15 protein-coding genes and 4 tRNA genes are annotated in these 18,497 nt (G+C 60.4%); 9 read left to right on the forward strand and 10 right to left on the reverse strand.

Annotation, left to right across the window (positions count from 1 at the left end; all coding sequences use genetic code 11):
* Positions 1-321: 321 nt before the first annotated feature.
* From E2N92_RS03735 to E2N92_RS03745, 3 genes are all read right to left on the reverse strand, one after another.
* Entirely contained in the window at positions 322-1,503 is a 1,182-nt protein-coding gene (locus E2N92_RS03735) for a bifunctional 5,6,7,8-tetrahydromethanopterin hydro-lyase/3-hexulose-6-phosphate synthase (RefSeq protein ID WP_220682357.1), read from the reverse strand.
* 519 nt (positions 1,504-2,022) lie between these two features.
* Positions 2,023-2,655, reverse strand: coding sequence for a type IV pilin (locus tag E2N92_RS03740; protein WP_220682358.1), 633 nt, complete (start codon positions 2,653-2,655; stop codon positions 2,023-2,025).
* 55 nt (positions 2,656-2,710) lie between these two features.
* A tRNA-Trp gene (locus E2N92_RS03745) sits at positions 2,711-2,878 on the reverse strand.
* 98 nt (positions 2,879-2,976) lie between these two features.
* On the opposite strand from E2N92_RS03745, the gene E2N92_RS03750 reads away from it, so the two are divergent.
* The 3 genes from E2N92_RS03750 to E2N92_RS03760 all read left to right on the forward strand — a co-directional run bounded on the left by E2N92_RS03750 (position 2,977) and on the right by E2N92_RS03760 (position 7,391).
* The gene (locus E2N92_RS03750) at positions 2,977-4,677 is read left to right on the forward strand and encodes an AMP-binding protein (protein WP_220682359.1); all 1,701 of its coding nucleotides are present in this window, start codon (positions 2,977-2,979) and stop codon (positions 4,675-4,677) included.
* Positions 4,678-5,410: 733 nt separating this feature from the next.
* Complete coding sequence (locus tag E2N92_RS03755; protein ID WP_220682360.1) at positions 5,411-6,085, forward strand: MTAP family purine nucleoside phosphorylase; 675 nt, start codon at positions 5,411-5,413, stop codon at positions 6,083-6,085.
* Between the two features lie 4 nt (positions 6,086-6,089).
* Positions 6,090-7,391 (forward strand): amidohydrolase family protein, encoded by a 1,302-nt coding sequence (locus E2N92_RS03760; RefSeq protein ID WP_220682361.1) that lies wholly within the window; start codon positions 6,090-6,092, stop codon positions 7,389-7,391.
* A 353-nt stretch (positions 7,392-7,744) separates the two neighbouring features.
* Here E2N92_RS03760 and E2N92_RS03765 read toward each other — a convergent pair whose 3' ends face one another.
* Both E2N92_RS03765 and E2N92_RS03770 read right to left on the reverse strand, forming a co-directional pair.
* Entirely contained in the window at positions 7,745-8,698 is a 954-nt protein-coding gene (locus E2N92_RS03765; RefSeq protein WP_220682362.1) for an aldolase, read from the reverse strand.
* A gap of 97 nt (positions 8,699-8,795) precedes the next feature.
* Positions 8,796-9,170: a molybdenum cofactor biosynthesis protein MoaE gene (locus E2N92_RS03770; protein ID WP_220682363.1), complete on the reverse strand. Its 375-nt coding sequence runs from the start codon at positions 9,168-9,170 to the stop codon at positions 8,796-8,798.
* Positions 9,171-9,395: 225 nt separating this feature from the next.
* On the opposite strand from E2N92_RS03770, the gene E2N92_RS03775 reads away from it, so the two are divergent.
* The 3 genes from E2N92_RS03775 to E2N92_RS03785 all read left to right on the forward strand — a co-directional run bounded on the left by E2N92_RS03775 (position 9,396) and on the right by E2N92_RS03785 (position 11,089).
* Complete coding sequence (locus tag E2N92_RS03775; RefSeq protein ID WP_220682364.1) at positions 9,396-9,734, forward strand: hypothetical protein; 339 nt, start codon at positions 9,396-9,398, stop codon at positions 9,732-9,734.
* 89 nt (positions 9,735-9,823) lie between these two features.
* Positions 9,824-10,954, forward strand: coding sequence for a nicotinate phosphoribosyltransferase (locus E2N92_RS03780; protein ID WP_220682365.1), 1,131 nt, complete (start codon positions 9,824-9,826; stop codon positions 10,952-10,954).
* Positions 10,955-11,017: 63 nt separating this feature from the next.
* A tRNA-Ala gene (locus E2N92_RS03785) sits at positions 11,018-11,089 on the forward strand.
* A 984-nt stretch (positions 11,090-12,073) separates the two neighbouring features.
* Here the strand turns inward: E2N92_RS03785 and E2N92_RS03790 are convergent.
* Together E2N92_RS03790 and E2N92_RS03795 are read right to left on the reverse strand one after the other, a co-directional pair.
* The gene (locus E2N92_RS03790) at positions 12,074-13,564 is read right to left on the reverse strand and encodes a PH domain-containing protein (RefSeq protein WP_220682366.1); all 1,491 of its coding nucleotides are present in this window, start codon (positions 13,562-13,564) and stop codon (positions 12,074-12,076) included.
* A gap of 2 nt (positions 13,565-13,566) precedes the next feature.
* Complete coding sequence (locus tag E2N92_RS03795) at positions 13,567-14,037, reverse strand: PH domain-containing protein (RefSeq protein WP_246589302.1); 471 nt, start codon at positions 14,035-14,037, stop codon at positions 13,567-13,569.
* Positions 14,038-14,367: 330 nt separating this feature from the next.
* Here E2N92_RS03795 and E2N92_RS03800 point away from each other — a divergent pair.
* Positions 14,368-14,439 (forward strand) — tRNA-Ala (locus E2N92_RS03800).
* A gap of 103 nt (positions 14,440-14,542) precedes the next feature.
* Here the strand turns inward: E2N92_RS03800 and E2N92_RS03805 are convergent.
* A complete protein-coding gene (locus E2N92_RS03805; RefSeq protein WP_220682368.1) occupies positions 14,543-15,187 on the reverse strand; it encodes a hypothetical protein in 645 nt (214 codons plus the stop codon).
* A gap of 263 nt (positions 15,188-15,450) precedes the next feature.
* On the opposite strand from E2N92_RS03805, the gene E2N92_RS03810 reads away from it, so the two are divergent.
* A complete protein-coding gene (locus E2N92_RS03810) occupies positions 15,451-16,080 on the forward strand; it encodes a DUF47 domain-containing protein (protein ID WP_220682369.1) in 630 nt (209 codons plus the stop codon).
* A 5-nt stretch (positions 16,081-16,085) separates the two neighbouring features.
* Positions 16,086-17,261 carry an inorganic phosphate transporter gene (locus E2N92_RS03815; RefSeq protein WP_220682370.1) on the forward strand — a complete coding sequence of 392 codons (1,176 nt, stop codon included), beginning with the start codon at positions 16,086-16,088 and terminating at the stop codon, positions 17,259-17,261.
* Here the strand turns inward: E2N92_RS03815 and nth are convergent.
* Positions 17,231-17,896: an endonuclease III gene (nth, locus tag E2N92_RS03820; RefSeq protein WP_220682371.1), complete on the reverse strand. Its 666-nt coding sequence runs from the start codon at positions 17,894-17,896 to the stop codon at positions 17,231-17,233. The genes E2N92_RS03815 and nth overlap by 31 nt on opposite strands.
* Positions 17,897-17,907: 11 nt before the next feature.
* A tRNA-Pro gene (locus tag E2N92_RS03825) sits at positions 17,908-17,982 on the reverse strand.
* Between the last annotated feature and the right edge of the window lie 515 nt (positions 17,983-18,497).

An 18,497-nucleotide genomic window follows, 5' to 3' on the forward strand; every position in this document is an offset into this window, starting at 1 on the left:
AATCTTCGGGGTCATGAGGACGAGACGGCGTGCTGAACGGATGTGCCGTCCCCCTTCACCGGATCTGTTCTGCCGTCTCGCGAGAAGATAAGACAGGGGATGGCATCACGCGTGATCCCGCTGAGAAGAGATCGCCTCTTTCCCGTCCTGTTCTATCCTCGGGGTCATGAGGGCGGGACAGCGTGACGATCAGAACGAGCCGCCCCTCACCGCAGAATCTCCAGGGGTTCAGAAACCAATCGCTCCTCTACCAGAGGCAAGGAATCGAGAAATACAACAGAGCCGAAAAAAAGAGTTCTGGAGATTATTCAGATTGACCGATTAGAAATCGGTCATAATTCTGAACTGATCGATCTCCGGGTTGTCCATCCGCTCGATGAACTCGTCCGCGGCATGACCGATGTCCTTGCTCGCGGTGATCGCACGGCCGACGACCAGGATGTCGGCGCCCGAGTCCAGGGCCTTCCGCACAACATGTTGCCTGACCCCGCCGGCGGTGGCGACGAGGAGTTTGCCGCCCGCGGCTTCCTTGATCGCCGGAATGTTGCCCCAGGAATATTCGTCGCCCTCGGTGTCGATGGCGCGGTGGAGTTCGACGATGTCCGGTTTGACCTTCAGTTCTTTGATCAGCGCCACCGGGTCGGCGACATTGAGCATGTCGATGACCGAGTAGATGCCGGTCTTCTTCGTCTCCTCGATCGCCTTCTCGATGGTGGCGGTCGGGGCGAGGCCGGAGATGACGACGGCGTCGGCACCGGCGTCAGAGGCCATCCGGGCCTCAAGGTTGCCAGTGTCAAGGGTCTTGAGGTCGGCGATGATGAAGGCGTCCGGCCGGATCTTCCTGATCTCGGAGAGGACGTTCAGCCCGAACTGCTTGATCAGCGGGGTGCCGGCCTCGAAGAGGACGTGATCGTTCTTCGGGACCGCGGTGAGCACGGCCTCGACCTTTGCCATGTCCACGAGGTCCATGGCGACCTGGAGGTACGGGGGGTTCCAGAGACGCTGGACCTTGAAGCCCATGACAGCGTGGGTGGACCGGTCTTTCTCGTAGAGGAGGGTCTCGGTGTCAGGGAACTTCTGGATGGCACGGCGGATGGCGAGTTTGGTGGCGCCATAGTTGTACCGGTAAATCTTGCTGTAGTCCTCCGCGTCGGGTGCGATGAAGACGCTGGCGAGGATGACGGTCTCGTCAAGGTCGATCCCCTCAAAGACTCCTTCTTCGACCGAGTCGGCGACGGCCTTGGCGACGGCGGCCTGGGCCGGGCCGAAGATCTCATTCACCTGCTCGCCCGTCTTCAGGGTCACCTTCGGGATGATGAGGGTGGCCGGTTTGGTGAGCAGGTTCGGGCGTACCACCGCAAGGAGCGGGGTGTGGCCCGCAGAGAGCTGTGACATACCGTTTGCAAAGGCCATCCCCACCGGGCCGTTCTTGTCCCCCATGACAAGGTCGATGTGCGCGAGTTCCGCGCCAGTTCCAACGAGAGCTTCACCTATCAAATACATGGAAATCCCTTCAATAATGCTGCATATAGATGGCACACGCTTATACATAAAGTGACGGGGGTGGCAGGAAAACCGGAGAAGCACCTGGGAGCGGAAGGCCCGCGCGTGCCCCGGGATACACCTGATATCGGCCTTGCAGAGATCTTCACCATCTTCTGGAGAGAATATCTCTATCAAACACCATCCTGGGAGGCAACGCCCTTCGGGGCGATCGAGGTGGAGAAACATCGTGATCAAAGATACCACCTCTGACCCACCCGCCTTCCCCCCCATCTTTTCGCCGGGGGCGCTGCTCCCGAACCCCCGGGACGGCGATAGGGGTGGGAAGGCAGAACTTGAGATCATGAAGGGGATTGATGCCGCCCCTGCCTATCCTCGTCGTGGGGGTCCGGGGGTGCACCCCCGGCGCAAGACGGCAGAAAAGATCCTGCGATGAGGGGCGGCAAGCCCCCCGCAGTGAGAACAATCCGGATGATTTCAACAGAGTTTCGATCGGTGCCCTCTGTTCCCGACATGCCACTATGAGACCGGAAACGTCGTCTCGGTCACGACCGTCCCCGACCGCACATCGACCACCCGCAACCCCCACGTACCCTTGCCGGCAGGCGTGCCCTGCGGGTTGTCCTGCCATATGTGTGCGCTGCCGTTCCAGTACTGTGGGTACTGGCTCAGGTCGTAGAAATACGGGGTCGTGCTCTTGCGCCTCTCGATGTCGTTGGTCAACCAGAACCCCCGGTTCCGGGTCCAGTTCACGGCACCGGCGTTCCCGTCATAGAAGATGTACAGGCATTCCCCGGGTCTGAACCCACGGTCCTCCTCCATCGATTCGGACGTGACCGGTTCGATCACCTGGCCGTCCGGAGGGATGACATAGATCTTCACTTCCTTCAGGTCTTCATGCACCCCGGCGCGATCCTTGGAGAAATAGAGGGTGTCGCCGGCGACGTTCGTGACCTCGATCACCCGGCCGTCGCCGTGCGGCGCACCGACATGGACGGCCTTTGCGAGATTGGCGGTCAGCGGGGGCTTTTCAACATGAGCCTCACTGAAGATTCCGGAGAAGAGCGCGAACGAGATCCCTGCCAGGAGTACGACCAGAAAGACCATGAGAACAGTCCCGAGGGTTTCGGAGACGGCAGTGTCATCGCTCATCAGATACGAAATCAGAGCAGAAAGAGATGAAGCCATCGGAATGGATCAGAAAACGTGGGGTCGGTGAGATTTGAACTCACGATCGACGGGTCTCTCCGACATGCGCGGGGAGCGAGATCTGCATCAGCGCTCCAACGGGTCATCATCAGATCAGTAGACCCATTGTTCATCACACGCAAAGACCGCTGGAGCCCGTCGCCATTCCGGACTAGGCCACGACCCCGAATGTATCACTTATATGCGTCCTCTTCCGACTTAAAAATTGTGATCGGCGAGCACTAATGATATAAGATCTTCTCGCACCAGTACTTACGAAAACCTATGGTCACGGGCAGCTATGCATGCGGACATTCAGGGCTGTCGCTGATGGGCGAGACCATCGGCGCCATGCTCAACCGTATAGCCGCACAATACCCGGAGAACGAGGCCCTGGTATCTGTGCACCAGAACATCCGCTGGACGTACCGGGAGTTCCTTCTTCAGGTAAACTCCCTTGCACGTGGCCTTATGGCACTCGGCGTCGAGCGCGGCGACCGGGTTGCGATCTGGGCGATGAACTACGCCGAGTGGACCCTCACCCAGTTTGCGACCGCGAAGATCGGGGCCATCCTGGTCAACATCAACCCGGCCTACCGGGTCTTCGAACTGGAATACGCCCTCAAGCAGGCCGAGGTCTCGACCCTCATCGTGCAGGGGCGGTTCAAGACCTCCGACTATGTCGGCATGGTCTACGAGGCCTGCCCCGAGGCGATCGAGGCGCGGCCCGGCAGGGTCTCGACTGAGAAGTTCCCGTTCCTCAAAAACATCGTCTTCATGGGCGACATCCCGTACAACGGGATGTTCACCTGGGACGAGATGATCAAGCGGGGAGAGGCGATCAGTCCCGACGAACTGGAAGAGCGCGAGGAGTCCCTCAACTTCGACGACGCCATCAACATCCAGTACACGAGCGGGACGACCGGGTTCCCGAAAGGCGTGGTGCTCACCCATCACGGCGTGATGAACAACGGGTTCATCATCGGCGAGGGGATGAAGTTCACCGAGAAGGACCGTCTCTGTATTCCGGTACCCTTCTACCACTGCTTCGGCATGGTCCTCTCGAACATGGCCTCGGTTACCCACGGTTCGACGATGGTCATCCCCGCCCCGTACTTCAATGCCGAGGCGGTCATGAAGACCGTCCAGAACGAGCGGTGTACCGCCGTCCACGGGGTGCCGACGATGTTCATCGCCGAACTTTCGCACCCTGAATTTGCAAAATATGATTTTTCCACCCTGCGCACCGGGATCATGGCCGGTTCCCCCTGCCCCATCGAGGTGATGAAGCAGGTCAACACCCTCATGAACATGCGCGACATCGTCATCGTCTACGGGCAGACCGAACTTTCGCCGGGCATCACCATGACCACCGTTGACGATCCCCTTGAGCGCCGGGTGGGGACGGTGGGCAGGGCCTTCCCACACACCGAGATCAAGATCATCGATCCATATACAAAGAGGATCGTCCCCCGTGGCGTGGTCGGCGAGATCTGTGCCCGCGGATATATGGCGATGAAGTGTTATTACAACAATCCATCGGCCACCCGCGCCACCCTGGACCACAACGGGTGGCTCCATACCAGCGACCTCGGAGTGATGGACGAGGAGGGGTACGTGAAGATGTCAGGGCGCCTCAAGGAGATGGTGATCCGGGGCGGCGAGAACATCTATCCCAGAGAGATCGAGGAGTTCCTCCACCACCACCCCAGGATCGCCGACGCCTATGTGATCGGCGTACCTGACAAAATATACGGCGAGGAACTGATGGCCTGGGTGAAGCCAAAGGAAGGGCAGAGCATCACGCCCGAGGAGATCGTCGAGTTCTGCACCGGCCAGATCGCCCGCTTCAAGATCCCGCGGTACTTCAAGTTCGTCGACGATTTCCCGATGTCGGTCACCGGCAAGATCCAGAAGTTCAAGATGCGCGATATCGCCGTCGAAGAACTCGGGCTTGGAGAGGCCTCAGAGGTCAAGACGGCCTGAAACGATCGGCACTCTTTTTTTTGGCTTTGTAGAATCAGGCATGAGCCCCGGGCTCAAGCATACGGGATGAAAATTTCTCGTCATTTGCTCTCTCTCTTTTCAAGACAGGAGAATCTGGGGCGATCGTGTTCCATCGCCGCCCCCACCTATCTTCGTCGTGGGGGTCCGGGGGTTTCCCCCGGCGCGAGATTGTGGGAAAGATTTGACAATTTGGGGCGGCCAATCTATCAGAGGAATATTCTATCCTCTGTGTATCGGCTTCAACGTGATATAAAGAGTTCAAACTCTCATGCAAACATGAAGAGAGGATATTCTGGATCATTTTCATGGTAAATCATCGTGATGGTTCTCTTCGACGGGGGGTTGGCTGCCCTCCCAACCCCGCGCGAGCGATAGGCGGCGGACTGCAACCCCCCTTTCAGGGTCATTGCTCCGCCTTCCGCCCCAATCTTCATCATTGGGGTTCGGGGCGGAGCCCCCGGCATACGCATGAGGGAAGGCGATAGATTCGGTTCATGAAAAGAGGATGTTTTCTACAGAGCCCTTCCCGTAACATATCAAGGCTGGAGAGTTCTGGGATGAACTCCATGAAAATATTCTTCGATTTTCGAGGGCCCGGGTTGACGACCGGCCCGCAGCACGGAAATCGATCCAGGGCCGTGGATTTTAACCCTCAGAAGATCCAACTCTTCGTGATGGCAGGCACGCTTGCTGAGCAGAGGAGGAGCCGCTGATGCTCGGGATCATCGGCGGCACCAGCCTCCTGTACTGTGACCTTCCGGCACTGGAGGAAAAAACGGTCTGGACCCCCTATGGTCCGGCTTCGGTGCATGTCGGCGAGATCGCCCTGATGCTCAGGCACCAGGCCGACCGTCCGCCCCACCAGATCAACTACCGCGCCCAGATGGCGGCGCTCGCCCTCTGCGGTGTGGACCGGGTCGTCGCTTTCGGGTCGGTCGGGTCGTTAAAGCCCCTCATCCAGCCCGGAACGGTGGTGCTCCCGACCGACTATCTCAGCCTCACCGATATCCCGTCCTTCCACAACCATGCCATCGAGCATGTGATGCCGGCCATGGACCAGGACCTGGTCAGGCAGATCTCCGGGGCCATCCCCACCGCCGAGGTCGGGGGGATCTATGTCCAGACGCGGGGGCCCAGGATCGAGACCATTTCTGAGGTGCAGGCCCTGGCAAAGGTCGCGGACGTCGTCGGGATGACGGTGGCGAGCGAGGCGACGCTTGCGCGCGAGCTCGAAATTCCGTTCGCCGCCGTCTGTACGGTTGACAATTATGCAAACGGCCTCTCCGACGAGGTGCTCACCTACGAGCATATCCTCGCCACCTCGAAGAAATATGCGAGGCGGACCGAGGACCTGGTCGGTGCGGTCGTGCACGCACTGGGGGAGTAAGATGATGAAAGAATCATACAATGGAGAGGACGTCCTGATAAAGGACGTCGAGGTACAGGGCAGACGGGTGAACATCAAGGTCGAAGGCGGACGGTTTGCGGCCATCGGCGAGGAAGCCGGCGGCGAGGCCGATGTCGTCATCGAGGGTCGCGGTGCGGTCGCCCTGCCCGGGCTGTACAACACCCACACCCATGCGGCGATGACCCTGCTGCGGGGGTACGCCGACGACATGCTCCTCCAGGCGTGGCTCTCAGAGAAGATCTGGCCGCTTGAGGCGCATCTGACCGGCGAGGACGTCTACTGGGGGACGCAGCTCGCATGTCTTGAGATGATCCGGTCGGGAACGGTCGGTTTCAACGACATGTACTTCTTCATGGACGAGGCGGCCAGGGCCGTCGATAAGATGGGGATGAAGGCGCAGCTCGCGTACGGCTTCATCGACCTCTTCGACGAGGAGAAGCGGGAAAAAGAGATCAAGGCGACCGAGGCGCTGGTCTCTTCGATCCAGGCGATGAACAATCCCGGGATCAAGGCGGCGGTCGGGCCGCACGCCGTCTATACGGTCTCTGAGGAGGGACTCTCCTGGTGCGCCGAGTTCTCCCGGCAGCAGAACATCGGCATCCATGTCCACCTGGCCGAGACCGAGCAGGAGGTGACCGACTGCGTCGCCAAGACCGGGGTGCGCCCCACGCAAGTCCTGGACCGGTGCGGGCTTCTCACCCCGCGGACCGTCGCCGCCCACTGCTGCTGGCTTGATTCGGACGACTGCGCTCTCCTTGGCGACCGCGGCGTTTTCGCCTCCCACAATCCCACAAGCAACATGAAACTCGCCGTCGGCCGGGCGATGCCGTACGGGTTGCTGAAGGAACGGGGTGCCGGGCTCTGTCTCGGGACCGACGGATGTTCCTCCAACAACAACCTGGACATGTTCGAGGAGATGAAGTTCGCCGCCCTCCTCCAGAAGTTCTTCTGGCACTCGCCGACGATCCTCCCGGCAGGCGAGGCGCTTGCCATGGCCTCGGCAAACGGCGCCGAGGCCCTCGGGTTCAAGGGCGGACGGCTTGAGGTCGGTGCTCCGGCCGACCTGGTCCTCCTCGATCGCCGGGCCGCCTGCAACACCCCGCTGTATAACGCGGTCTCCAACGCAGTCTATGCCTGCAACGGCGGCGCGGTCACCACCGTACTCTGCGACGGCCGCGTCCTGATGCAGGACGGCGTCGTGCCGGGCGAGGCCGAGGTGCTGGACGGCGCACGGCAGGCGATCGCCGGGTTGCTTGAGCGGCACCAGGCATCGGTGTCTGAGTAAGGCTGTGGAGTGAATCCTGGCCGGGGGAGTGGCATCTCATCTCCCCATCGAGATTTTTTCTAAAACCAGAATTTTTGGCTTTGTAGAATCAGGCATGACCCTTGGGTCCAAGCATGCCCGATGAAAATTGCTCTGAGCAGCGCTCCAGCGTGTGGGCGGATCCCGCCCCTCGCGACAGGGGGATCACTCAATCGCCGCCCCCGGCTATCTTCGTCCGTGGGGGGTCCGGGGGTGCAACCCCCCGGCGCGAGATTCCAGAAAAGATCCTCCGGTTGGGGCGGCCCGGCTGATCGACGTGCCTTCCCTCACGCTCGCCCCGGGAAGAGACGAGGTTTTCTGCACCGCCGGATCTCTCAATTCCGCCGCTCCCCCATAACGATCTCCCGCAACACCTCCTGCGTCTCGGCAGGCGTCGGCCCGGCCGTGACCTCGAAGACCCTGGTCGCCCCGAGGAGTGCGGCGAAGAAGCGACGGCGTATCCCTTCCCTGAAGGGTGTCCTGACGAGGAGATGAGGATTGAAGTACCCGGCGGCCGATGCCGCCTCGAGGGCCTCATCAGGTTCGAGGGGTACGCACCGTACCGGACCCCCTTCATGGCGCCTGAGAAAGATCACCGTCCTCAACGTGGTCATCGGAAGAACCCGCCCCTTCCCCACCACCGAGCGGAGGTCGACCACCGCCCGCTCCTCGGCGTCGAGGTCGGCCTGGCCGACAAGGTCGGCGAACGCCGGCCATGCCCCGGCCAGGTCGGCCCTGATATAGAAGTTCTTCTCCGAACCATAGGCGAAGACATCGCTCCCGTAGACCCGGGCAAAGAACCAGTCGTCCGAGACCACCCGGATCCGCCCGTCCAGAAGGAGGCCGTAGGTCTGGGTGGTCTTGCCCGCCCCCGACTCGCCGAGGACCGCGGTGCCCCGGCCGTCGGCATCGATGCAGGCACCGTGGACCGAGTGGGTTCCGTGCTCCTCTTCCAGGACATCTCCTGCGACCGAGAGGGCGAGGGACTTGACCAGACCATAATAGGCGACATTGATGAGAAAGGCGGTCCTGGACTGCGGGTCGTAGTACAGGGTGTCTCGCGGGAGCGCGGGATCCCCGAGATGGTAGAGGCGGCCGTGGGACCGGATGTTCTGGGAGATGAAGTAGAAGTTCTCCTCCCACCGCTCCTTCGTCTCTTTATCGTCGGTGAGAAGTTTGATGCAGCACCCGAAGACCTCCGACTTCACCTCATGGTCGATCAGATCGGCATACCGTTCGGCCAGTTCTTCCTTCTTCTCGACCGTGATGAGGCTGAGGGTGTAGGGCATGCGTCCGGGTGGTGCGGTACCCGTTTAAAAGTTCTCTCCTTCTCTTACGCAGGGGAAAAATGGTGGTTCAAGGTGGACCCGACACCCCTCTCGGTGCTCAGGCCGCGAGCATGGGTTGTTTCCTGACGACTTTCTCCTCCTTGACGGCATTGACGATGTACTCGCACGCCTCAAAGGCCACGTCCCTCTCAGGTGCACCCGCGGCCACCAGAAGGACGACGTCTCCGACACTGACCTCGCCGACGCGGTGCACGACATGGGCACAGCTCAGCCCGAAACGCCTGACCGCCTCGTCCCTGATCGATGCCAGCGTATCGGTTGCCTGCTGGACATCCGCCTCGATCGAAAGCCCGGTGGCGCCCTCCTCGGCCCGCACCCGGCCGACATAGGTGACGACCGAACCCGCCAGCGCGGCGCTCGATGCTCGCATCGGGGCGCTGGGGTCGATCTTATTGTGTGTGATCCCGACCATAATGCTCTCCTCCATGCTCCCTCTCGGGCGATCTGCCCGCAAGGGTCAGGAGTCATTACCGGACGCAGTACATAAAAATGATCTCCTTGACGCCGGCAGCGCGTCGGTGCTGGGGGAGCGGAAGGCAGGGGATCAGCGGGTCACCATGACAGGAGATTTCACCAGGGCATATCCACGCTTTTCACGATCTCCTCTCCGCCTACACGCTGAAGCGCTGCTCAGGAAATGTTCATCGTGTATGCTGGAGCCAGGGGTTCGTGCCTGGTTACTCTGAAAATGATCCTGACGATCCTCTCTTCAGGTTTGCATGAGCGTTTGAACTCGCCATATCCGGTTGAAGCCAATACGAAGAGTATAGATAATTCTTCTGATGGGTCGGCCGCCCCCAATCGTCGAGATTTCCCTGCCATCTCGCGCCGGGGGGAAATCCCCCGGCCCCCCCCCACGACGAAGATAGCGGGGTGGGGCGGCATGATGCTCGACTTCGATTCACTCCTCGAACGCACGGATGAGGATCATGAATCGATCCAGTTCTGGGATGATATTTTCATCCGGTATGCTTGAAGCGTGCTTTCGCTTCATGCCTGATTCTACAAAACCGGGACCACCCCTTTTTACCCTCTGCAGTCTCATATCGCAGAGTCGGGATTCACATGAGCCGGTTTCATATTGTAGACGACGAGACGATCGGGCGCGGCGGGTGCACGGACATCTATTTTGCGCGCTGCGAAGAGGTGCTCGAGAAAGAGGGAAGAAACCCCATGGTCACGGCAGAGGTGACGACCGCGGGTATGCCCTACAAATGGGGGATCTTCTGCGGGCTTGACGACGTCCTCACCCTCCTCTCCGGCCTGCCGGTGGACGTCGACGCTATGCCTGAGGGGCGCGTCTTTCACTCGAGAGAGCCGGTGCTCAGGATCACGGGACGGTACCGTGACTTTGGTATCTTCGAGACCGCACTCCTCGGTTTTCTCTGCCATGCCTCAGGGATCGCCACCGCCGCCGCCCACATCAAGCAGGCGGCAGGCGAGCGGAAGATCTACTCCTTCGGTTCGAGACGGCAGCACCCGGCGATCGCCCCGATGATCGAGCGATCTGCCTGGATCGGAGGCGTGGACGGCGTCTCGAACACCACCGCCCCGGAGGGGATGCCGGTCGTCGGGACGATGCCCCACGCCTTTGTGATGTGTCATGAGAGCCCGGAGGAGGCATGGACGGCCTTCGACCGCTACGCCGCTCCCGGGGTGCCGCGCCTGATGCTCTGCGACACCTTCGGCGACGAGAAGGAGGAGTGTCTCAAGGCGGCCGAACTCGGGTTCACGAAGGGCGTGCGCCTGGACACCCCGCGCTCGCGCCGGGGAGACATGCGTTCCATTCTGGAGGAGGTGCGCTGGGAACTCGACAGCCACGGCCACGAGGACATCGAGATCTTCCTCTCCGGCGGGATCACCAGGGATGACATCCTCGCCTACCGGGATATCGTCGAGGCATTCGGCGTCGGCGGATCGATCGCCAATGCTCCGGTCATCGACTTCTCCCTGGACATCGTCGAGGTTGAGGGGCGGGGCGTCGCCAAGCGCGGCAAGTGGAGCGGGGTCAAGCAGGTCTATGCCCTCCCTGACGGCGGGCGGAAACTCCTCCCTCGTGCCGCGCCCGCCCCTGCAGGGGCCGAACCGCTCCTGGTCCCGGCGATACGGGACGGGACGATAACAATGGCTGCGGAGACCGCGGCGGCAAGGGCGCGCGTCCTCGCATATCTTGCCGGGATCGCAGGATCAGCATGACCTGCGGAGTATCCCGGCCCAAATCCATTTATCTGATGGCATTCAATAGTATAGGGTAGCACCGGGCCGATAGATCAGGGGAAGATCGCTTCCTTGGCATGGAAGAGGCCGCGGGTTCAATTCCCGCTCGGTCCACTCGTTTTTGAATTTTTTTCAGGCGCATGATTTTTTTGAGAATGCGCTGATACGGCTCTGGAAAAATCTTCGTGATTGGGCTCTGTAGAAAACATCCTCTTTTCATCACCTCAACCCCCGTCGAAGAGAACCATCAAGATGATTTACCATGAAAATGATCCAGACGTTCAATTCTGGAGTTATGGATGAGAATTCGAAGACATCAATTTCCCTCATACCCGATATACGGAGAACAAAACCACCCTCAGAACGATCAGGCGTGCCGCCCTCATCGCACGATCTTTCCTGCCGTCTCGCGAGAAGATAGCCGAGGGGCGGCGATGGATTGAGGTCTCCACCAATTCTCCGGTCTTGAAAAGAGAGAGCAAGCGACGAGAAATTTTCATCCCGTATGCTTGAGGCGCGCGCTCGCCCCATGCCAAATTCTACAGAGCCTGTGATTGTTCTCTTCTCCGGCGGGACGGCATGGGGCGGCGTTCATAACTGCTGTATGTCTGTGACGGAAGCGGTCGGGCGTTCCTATCTTCGGGGTCATGCCGATGGTGAAGATGTGGTGATCAGAATGGGCCGTCCCTCATCACCAGATCTGTTCCGCGATTTCGCGAGAGGATAGGACGGGGGACGGCATCACGCGTGATCCCGACGAGAATAGATCGCCCCATTCGCATCCCAGCTTTATCTTCGGGGTCATGACGATGGGACGGCATGGTGATCAGAGGATGCCGTCCCTTATCACCAGATCTGTTCCGCGATTTCGCGAGAAGATAGGACGGGGGACGGCATCACGCGTGATCCCGACGAGAATAGATCGCCCCATTCCCATCCCAGCTTTATCTTCGGGGTCATGACGATGGGACGGCATGGTGATCAAAGGATGCCGTCCCGCCATCACCGAACCTGTTCTGCTGTCTCGCGAGAGGATAGGGCGGGGGGCACTCACCCCCCGTCGCGAGATGGCGGTGACGGCCCTGCAACGGGCGAGGATCAGATACTGTTCAGGCGGTAATCGTACCGCCCACCGGCGATACGGCCCATCACGATCTCGTTGATCCTGTTGAGGTGACTCTCGGGGAAATACCCTGACATGATGCTCGAACTCCCGGTCGAGGAGAGCATATACACGCTTCCCCTGGAGACCCCGAACACCCTGGCGACCGGGCCCTCCGCGATCCAGACCATCTGCACCTTATCGTAGTTCATGACCACGGTCTCGCGGTCGACGGCGCCGTTCACGAACGTGAAGAGGTCTTCACCGGCGTCGAACTCCGTGACCCTGTAGGAGACGTGCGCAGCATAGACAATCGCGAGGACCGCCAGCGCCGTACCCAGGGGCAGCACGTACTGCACGACCACGGCCGGGATGCCGGTGATCCCGGTCAGGGCGGCAGCCTCGCGGAAGACGTAGAGCGAAGGGACGACCATCACCGCGGCAACCACCAGGGACGCTACGGCCGCCCTGATCATGAGCACGCGCTTTGCGCCTTCCGGCTGTGTCTCGGGATCGCGTTCGTAGACGAACTCCGGTACCAGCTCCTCGAGGAGTCTCCGCTGGGTTGCATCGTCTTTGAGCAGGCAGAGGACAGGGCGCGAACCCTCGCCATCTTCCGAGACCAGCCCCACCACCTCAGCCTCGATGCACGAGCGCCCCAGAAGCCTGGCCGCGAGCGTGCGCTTGACGCGGACGGCATTGATCCGCGAGACGTTGAACGATGTCCGGTAGGTCCTGATCATACCGTGCTGCAGATAGATCGTGTCGCCCCGGCGGTAGACCTTGTAGTCATAGTACCTGAGCATCAGCGAGATCGATGGTATGATCTGGATTGTGACAAACATCAAGAGTGAGACCATCGCTCCGGCCCCCACCCCGGCCCCCGCAACCATCGAGAGGGAGAGTACGAAGACCGAGTAGGCCAGGAACATCGAGCCCAGTACGGTCTGGTAAGTCGAAACGCTGAACAGACCGTGGATGATCACGTCCAGCGGGGTGAACGTTGCCAGGGACTCGATCGTCTCCTCCTCGTCCCGGGAGATCGCATGGTCATAGAGACGTTGCGACATCTCGGAGCGTATCCTCTCCGCCACGTCCTGCCTGAACGTCAGGACCGCTTCCGGTGCCATGGCGCTGGTCCCCGAGTTGATATTGATCAGCACCTTCGATGTCCCGAAGAGCCTGTTCGGTACGTCGCGGTTCACGTTGACCGATGCCATCTTCGCGTAGGGGAGGGTCTTTTTCATCTGAAAGAGGGTGTCCCTCTCGACCACGACATCGGTCTCGTTGAACCGGATGGTCGTTCTCTTCCACTGCCGGTAGTAGAAGAGCAGGAGTGCGACCGGAGCGAGCGCGAGCATGGCCGGGAGCGCGGAGAGATCGATCCATGCACCGAGGAAGATCAGCAGCACCACGACCGAGATGAACGACCTGACCGAATTTTCCAAGATGACACTCGGGTGGCACCTGACTTTATCGCCGCCCATATTCAGTTCCCCTCTTCACTCGCCCCTGCGATCCGGCCCTGGAGCATCCGGCCCATCAGGGTGTTGAGCCGGTCCGCGACCTTCTCCGCCTCCTCGATCTCCAGGTATTCGATGGTCGCATCTCCGCCTGCGGTGGTGATGGTGACATCCCCGAGCCCGAGCATGGTGTTGATCGGGCCCCTGGAGACTTCCACCTGGTGCACCCGTTCGATCGGTACCAGGATGTGCCGTATCACCAGGATTCCGTAGCGGACATCCACCTTGTCCGCCGTGATCTGGTATCTGTACCGGGCGTAGTAGACCGGCGGGGCCGCCACGATATAGACCAGGGCGACCGCCAGGACCACCAGCCCGGCGTATTGAACGAGATCGTAGAACTGACCCAGGAATTCCTGCGAGAAGGTCTTCAGGAGGAGGTAGCCCACCAGGAGTACGGCGTATGATATGGCGTACCCGATGTACATCGAGACCATGCACTTCCGGTTCAGCCTTCGATAGCCCCCGCCTCCTGCACCGATCTCGTGAGCGGGCTCCCTCTCATCAGCCGTAGGATGCCCCTGAAACGGGCCGGGGATTGACATCGTTAGAGATTTTCATTGAGCGCAATTGAAGGTATGGTCGGGAGTCGCGGTGGCGTTCTTCGCCCCCGGTGTCAGGGAGGGCGCCTTTGTGGCGCGTCCGAACCGGGATGATGCGCGGGATCAGGAGCCCTCCCGACTCCTGGACCTCACGAGGGAGGGTTCGGGGAGCGGCCGGCCCCAATCTTTATTATGGGATCACGATCAATAGTATAGGGTAGCATCGGGCCGATAGATCAGGGGAAGATCGCTTCCTTGGCATGGAAGAGGCCGCGGGTTCAATTCCCGCTCGGTCCATCACTGTTTTGCGACGTCTTGATCAGGTGTTTTCTGTCTGTGCAGACCCCAATGTACCCTCCGACCACCCGGACACTCAAAAAAGAAGAGCGCAGGATCCGGCCTACTGGCCAAACCCGAAGATCGAGAGACTGATACTCGGCACCAGCGGTTCTTCCTCAGGCTGGACCGCCTCGATACCGATGCCGGCCTCAGGGTCGGAGACCGCCATCCTGAGATTGAGCACATCCTCCGCCTGGAGCATGACGACCATCTGGCCGACGATCACGGTCCTATGGCCTTCGTCCTCTTTCGTCGACTGCCAGCGGATATTGCTGTTCGGGATGTCCACCCCGTTGACCGTGAGCCAGAAGTCGACATAGGCAGGTTCGGTCACATTCTCGGTGGCATTCAGCATGCCCACCTGCGGCGTGAAGACGACGAAGTACACCCCGTCGTTCTCAACCGTGATATTCTCCTCATCAAGCATGACCCCGAACGCCGCATCGGTCTGGTCCATCACGACCGGGACCGGGGCCGTGCTGTTGGGCTGCTGCGTGATGCTGCTCGAAAGTCGGGCAAAGCTGAATGCAGGTATCGGCGGCGTTACATTTTCCGACTCATTACCATTCTCCGGCTCGGCAATCGGTTCGGCCTCGATCCCGTCTTCCGGCGCGGTGACATTCTCGGACTCATTCACCGCCGAGGCCAGGCCGACGGCACCGACACTCAGTACGGCTGCGATCAGAAGAACCAACAATCTTCTCATTCTTCATCCCCCCATGAATCCCGGAGAGCAGGCACGCAATCAGCACACCCGCTCCCGACGAGACGGTCATCCTCGGCCTTCAGCATATATATATAATTTCGTGAAAATTCCGGCGCGACGTGATCTGAACGCCATGAAACGGACCATACGGCCAGCAACAGAGACACCGGGAATAAAAATAGGCAAGAAGTGTCGCCACGGCCGGCGCTTCCCGCAAGATGGAATGGTTTTTGTCCAGTGAGAACCGATAACACTTGGGTGCAATGGGTCTTAAAGAGTGGATCGTGCCGCAAGACAAGGTTTTTTTTGACTTGTTCGAAAAGCAGGCAGATACGGTTAACGAGGGTGCTATGCTCCTTCACGCCCTCGTCAATGATTATGTGGACGTTAAAAATCAGTGCCACAAGATCAAAGAGATCGAACACAAGGGCGACGAGATCGCTCACGAGGTCTACGAGCAGCTCAACCTTACCTTCATCACGCCCCTCGAGCCCGAGGAGATCTCCAGGCTCGCCACTGCGCTCGACGACGTTCTGGACTACATCGATGGCACGACACAGCAGATGTACGGCTACGGCGTCACCGAGACCGACGACCTGATGAGAGAACTTGCCCGGCTCATCTACCTCTCCACGCAGGAGATCCAGACGGCTGTACGGCTGATCAGGACGATGGACGATCCCAGGGCCGTCGAGAAACACTGCATCGAGATCAACCGGCTTGAAAACCTTGCCGATGCGGTCCTTGCAGACGCTATCAAGAACCTCTTCTCCACCAACGACGCGATCACCATCATCAAACTCAAGGACATCTACGAGAACCTTGAGGAAGCCACCGACAAGTGCGAAGACGTGGCAAATGTCCTCTCGGACATCGCGATCAGGCACTCGTGAGGAGCATGGAAATCGTCATCATCCTCGGCATCGTCCTGGCGCTCCTCTTCAACTTCGTCAACGGGCTCAACGATGCCGCAAACTCGATCGCAACGGTCGTGGCCACCAAGGTGCTCTCTCCCTTCAAGGCCGTCCTGCTTGCATCGTTCTTCAACCTGGTCGGCCCCCTTCTTTTCACGACGGCGATCGCCCAGACGATCGGGCGCGGCATCGTCGACCCGATCCTGCTCAACCCCCAGATCATCCTGATGGCCATGGTCGGCGCGGTGATATGGGTCTTTTTCTGCTCGTATTTTGGCATCCCGGTCTCAAGCAGCCACGCTTTGATCGGCGGACTGCTCGGGGCCGCGACCGCCTGTTGCGGAATCAGCGCCATCCTCTGGCCTTCGGAGATGCTTGTCCTCAAACTTCTGGTGATGCTCGTCATCGGGGCCGTCGGGGGGATGGCGGTGGCGGTCTATCTTGCCACCCACTTCGACGAGGCATGGGACCGGTACCTGGGACTCGGCGCCCTCTCGGGAGTTGCCGTGCTCATTCCGATCATGGTGGGCGCCGGCCTCCTCCCGCTCTCAGGGGTCCTGGCGGTGGTGGTCTTCATGGTCGTCTCCCCGATGCTCGGGTTCATGGTCGCCTACCTCTTCGGGATCATCATCATCAGGCGGTTTGCGAGATCGCAGTCGCCGATTCTGGACCATGCCTTCAAAAAACTCCAGATCGTGGCCGCTGCCTTCCAGGCGATCGGGCACGGGAGCAATGACGCGCAGAACGCGATGGGGATCATCACGGCGATGCTGGTGGCCGCCGGGTTCCTGACCGAGTTCGAGGTGCCGGTCTGGGTCATCCTTCTCTCATGCACCGCGATCTCGCTCGGCACCCTTCTTGGCGGGTGGCGGGTCGTGGACATGATGGCCAACAAGATCACCAAGATGCAGCCGTACCAGGGCTTCTGCGCCTCGGCAGCGGGGGGTACCGTCCTCTCGGTGGTGACCGCCTTCGGTGTGCCGGTCTCGACCACGCACGCGATGAGCGGGTCGATCATGGGTGTCGGTGCGACAAAAGGGTATTCTGCGGTAAAGTGGGGGATTGTGCGGGACATCGTCGCCGCGTGGGTCATGACCGTCCCGGCCTCGGCGGCGGTGGCCTGGGGGTGCTATCTGGTCTTCGCACCCCTGCTCCCCTGAACCTCTTCTCTAAAATATCGGCACCAGGGCGTGAGCATACACTCCTCGCACCTGGGCCGGCGGGCGATGCAGATCGCCCGCCCGTGTTGGACCAGGAAGGCGTTGATATCGCCCCAGACCTCCCGCGGGAAGGTCGCGGTCAGGTCTCGTTCCACCTTTTCCGGGTCGGTCTCGTCGGTGAGGCCGAGCAGTCTGCTGATCCGCCGCACATGGGTGTCGACGGCGATCCCCTCGTCGGTGCCGCAGGCATTGGAGAGGACGATGTTTGCGGTCTTGCGCCCGACACCGGGGAGGCGGGTCAGGCCCTGGAGGGTGCGGGGCACCTCCCCGCCGCACTCGTCCACGATCATCCTGGCGGCCCCGATGATATGCCGCGCCTTGACCCGGTAGAACCCGGTCGGACGGATGATCTCCTCCACCTCGTCGGGATCGGCGGCGGCAAGCGCACCCGGCGTTGGGTACCTGGAGAACAGGAGTGGCCCGACCGCCGCGACGGTGCGGTCGGTGGTCTGTGCGGAGAGGATGGTGAGCACCAGCACCTCGAAGGGACCGCCGTAACTGATCCCGCCTTCGATGATGCGAGGATATCTGGCGTTGAGTGCCTGATAGATGGCGCAGGCGGATTTTCTGTCCATCATAAGAAAAGTGGGGTAGGGCAGATTCGAACTGCCGTCAAAGCGTCCCAAACGCTCTAGGATGGACCAGGCTACCCTACTACCCCGTGCTTGAACCACTATATCGGTCTTCCAGGCTAAAATAATTATCTTGCGGCGGGGATAGGCCACGGCAACCCGGTGTGGAGATGACGCGGCACCGGGGGAACATCGCCTCGTCGTCGTTCCCCGGCGATCCTCACGCGAGACGGCAGGAAAGATTCAGTGATGAGGACGGCGTGTTCTGATCGTCACGCCGTCCTGTTTTTATGGCCCATGAGATAGAATCGGGACGGGAAGATGGCTGATCTCTTTTCGGCGAGATCAGACATCCGTGCCGCCCTCCGCCCTATCTTCTCGCGAAATATCAGAAAAGATTCAGTGACGGGGGGGCGGCATGGTCTGATCATCATGCGGCCCGGTTTTCGTGACCCCGAAGATAGACCCTGAACAGGAGAGTGACGATCTTTTTTCAGCAGGAGCACGCCGCGCTGTGCCGTCTCCCGCCCTATCTTCTCGCGAAAGAACAGAAAATATTCAGTGACAGGAGGACGGCACATTCAGATCACCACGCCGTTCCGTT

The sequence above is a fragment of the Methanofollis formosanus genome, from assembly GCF_019633745.1.
GTDB lineage: Archaea > Halobacteriota > Methanomicrobia > Methanomicrobiales > Methanofollaceae > Methanofollis > Methanofollis formosanus.

What these genes read in the sequence shown, in the direction of transcription:
- E2N92_RS03735 (WP_220682357.1), bottom strand. Translation starts at nt 1,503, where the DNA reads ATGTATTTGATAGGTGAAGCTCTCGTTGGAACTGGCGCGGAACTCGCG.
- E2N92_RS03740 (WP_220682358.1), bottom strand. Translation starts at nt 2,655, where the DNA reads ATGAGCGATGACACTGCCGTCTCCGAAACCCTCGGGACTGTTCTCATG.
- E2N92_RS03750 (WP_220682359.1), top strand. Translation starts at nt 2,977, where the DNA reads ATGGTCACGGGCAGCTATGCATGCGGACATTCAGGGCTGTCGCTGATG.
- E2N92_RS03755 (WP_220682360.1), top strand. Translation starts at nt 5,411, where the DNA reads ATGCTCGGGATCATCGGCGGCACCAGCCTCCTGTACTGTGACCTTCCG.
- E2N92_RS03760 (WP_220682361.1), top strand. Translation starts at nt 6,090, where the DNA reads ATGAAAGAATCATACAATGGAGAGGACGTCCTGATAAAGGACGTCGAG.
- E2N92_RS03765 (WP_220682362.1), bottom strand. Translation starts at nt 8,698, where the DNA reads ATGCCCTACACCCTCAGCCTCATCACGGTCGAGAAGAAGGAAGAACTG.
- E2N92_RS03770 (WP_220682363.1), bottom strand. Translation starts at nt 9,170, where the DNA reads ATGGTCGGGATCACACACAATAAGATCGACCCCAGCGCCCCGATGCGA.
- E2N92_RS03775 (WP_220682364.1), top strand. Translation starts at nt 9,396, where the DNA reads ATGTTCATCGTGTATGCTGGAGCCAGGGGTTCGTGCCTGGTTACTCTG.
- E2N92_RS03780 (WP_220682365.1), top strand. Translation starts at nt 9,824, where the DNA reads ATGAGCCGGTTTCATATTGTAGACGACGAGACGATCGGGCGCGGCGGG.
- E2N92_RS03790 (WP_220682366.1), bottom strand. Translation starts at nt 13,564, where the DNA reads ATGGGCGGCGATAAAGTCAGGTGCCACCCGAGTGTCATCTTGGAAAAT.
- E2N92_RS03795 (WP_246589302.1), bottom strand. Translation starts at nt 14,037, where the DNA reads ATGGTCTCGATGTACATCGGGTACGCCATATCATACGCCGTACTCCTG.
- E2N92_RS03805 (WP_220682368.1), bottom strand. Translation starts at nt 15,187, where the DNA reads ATGAGAAGATTGTTGGTTCTTCTGATCGCAGCCGTACTGAGTGTCGGT.
- E2N92_RS03810 (WP_220682369.1), top strand. Translation starts at nt 15,451, where the DNA reads ATGGGTCTTAAAGAGTGGATCGTGCCGCAAGACAAGGTTTTTTTTGAC.
- E2N92_RS03815 (WP_220682370.1), top strand. Translation starts at nt 16,086, where the DNA reads ATGGAAATCGTCATCATCCTCGGCATCGTCCTGGCGCTCCTCTTCAAC.
- nth (WP_220682371.1), bottom strand. Translation starts at nt 17,896, where the DNA reads ATGGACAGAAAATCCGCCTGCGCCATCTATCAGGCACTCAACGCCAGA.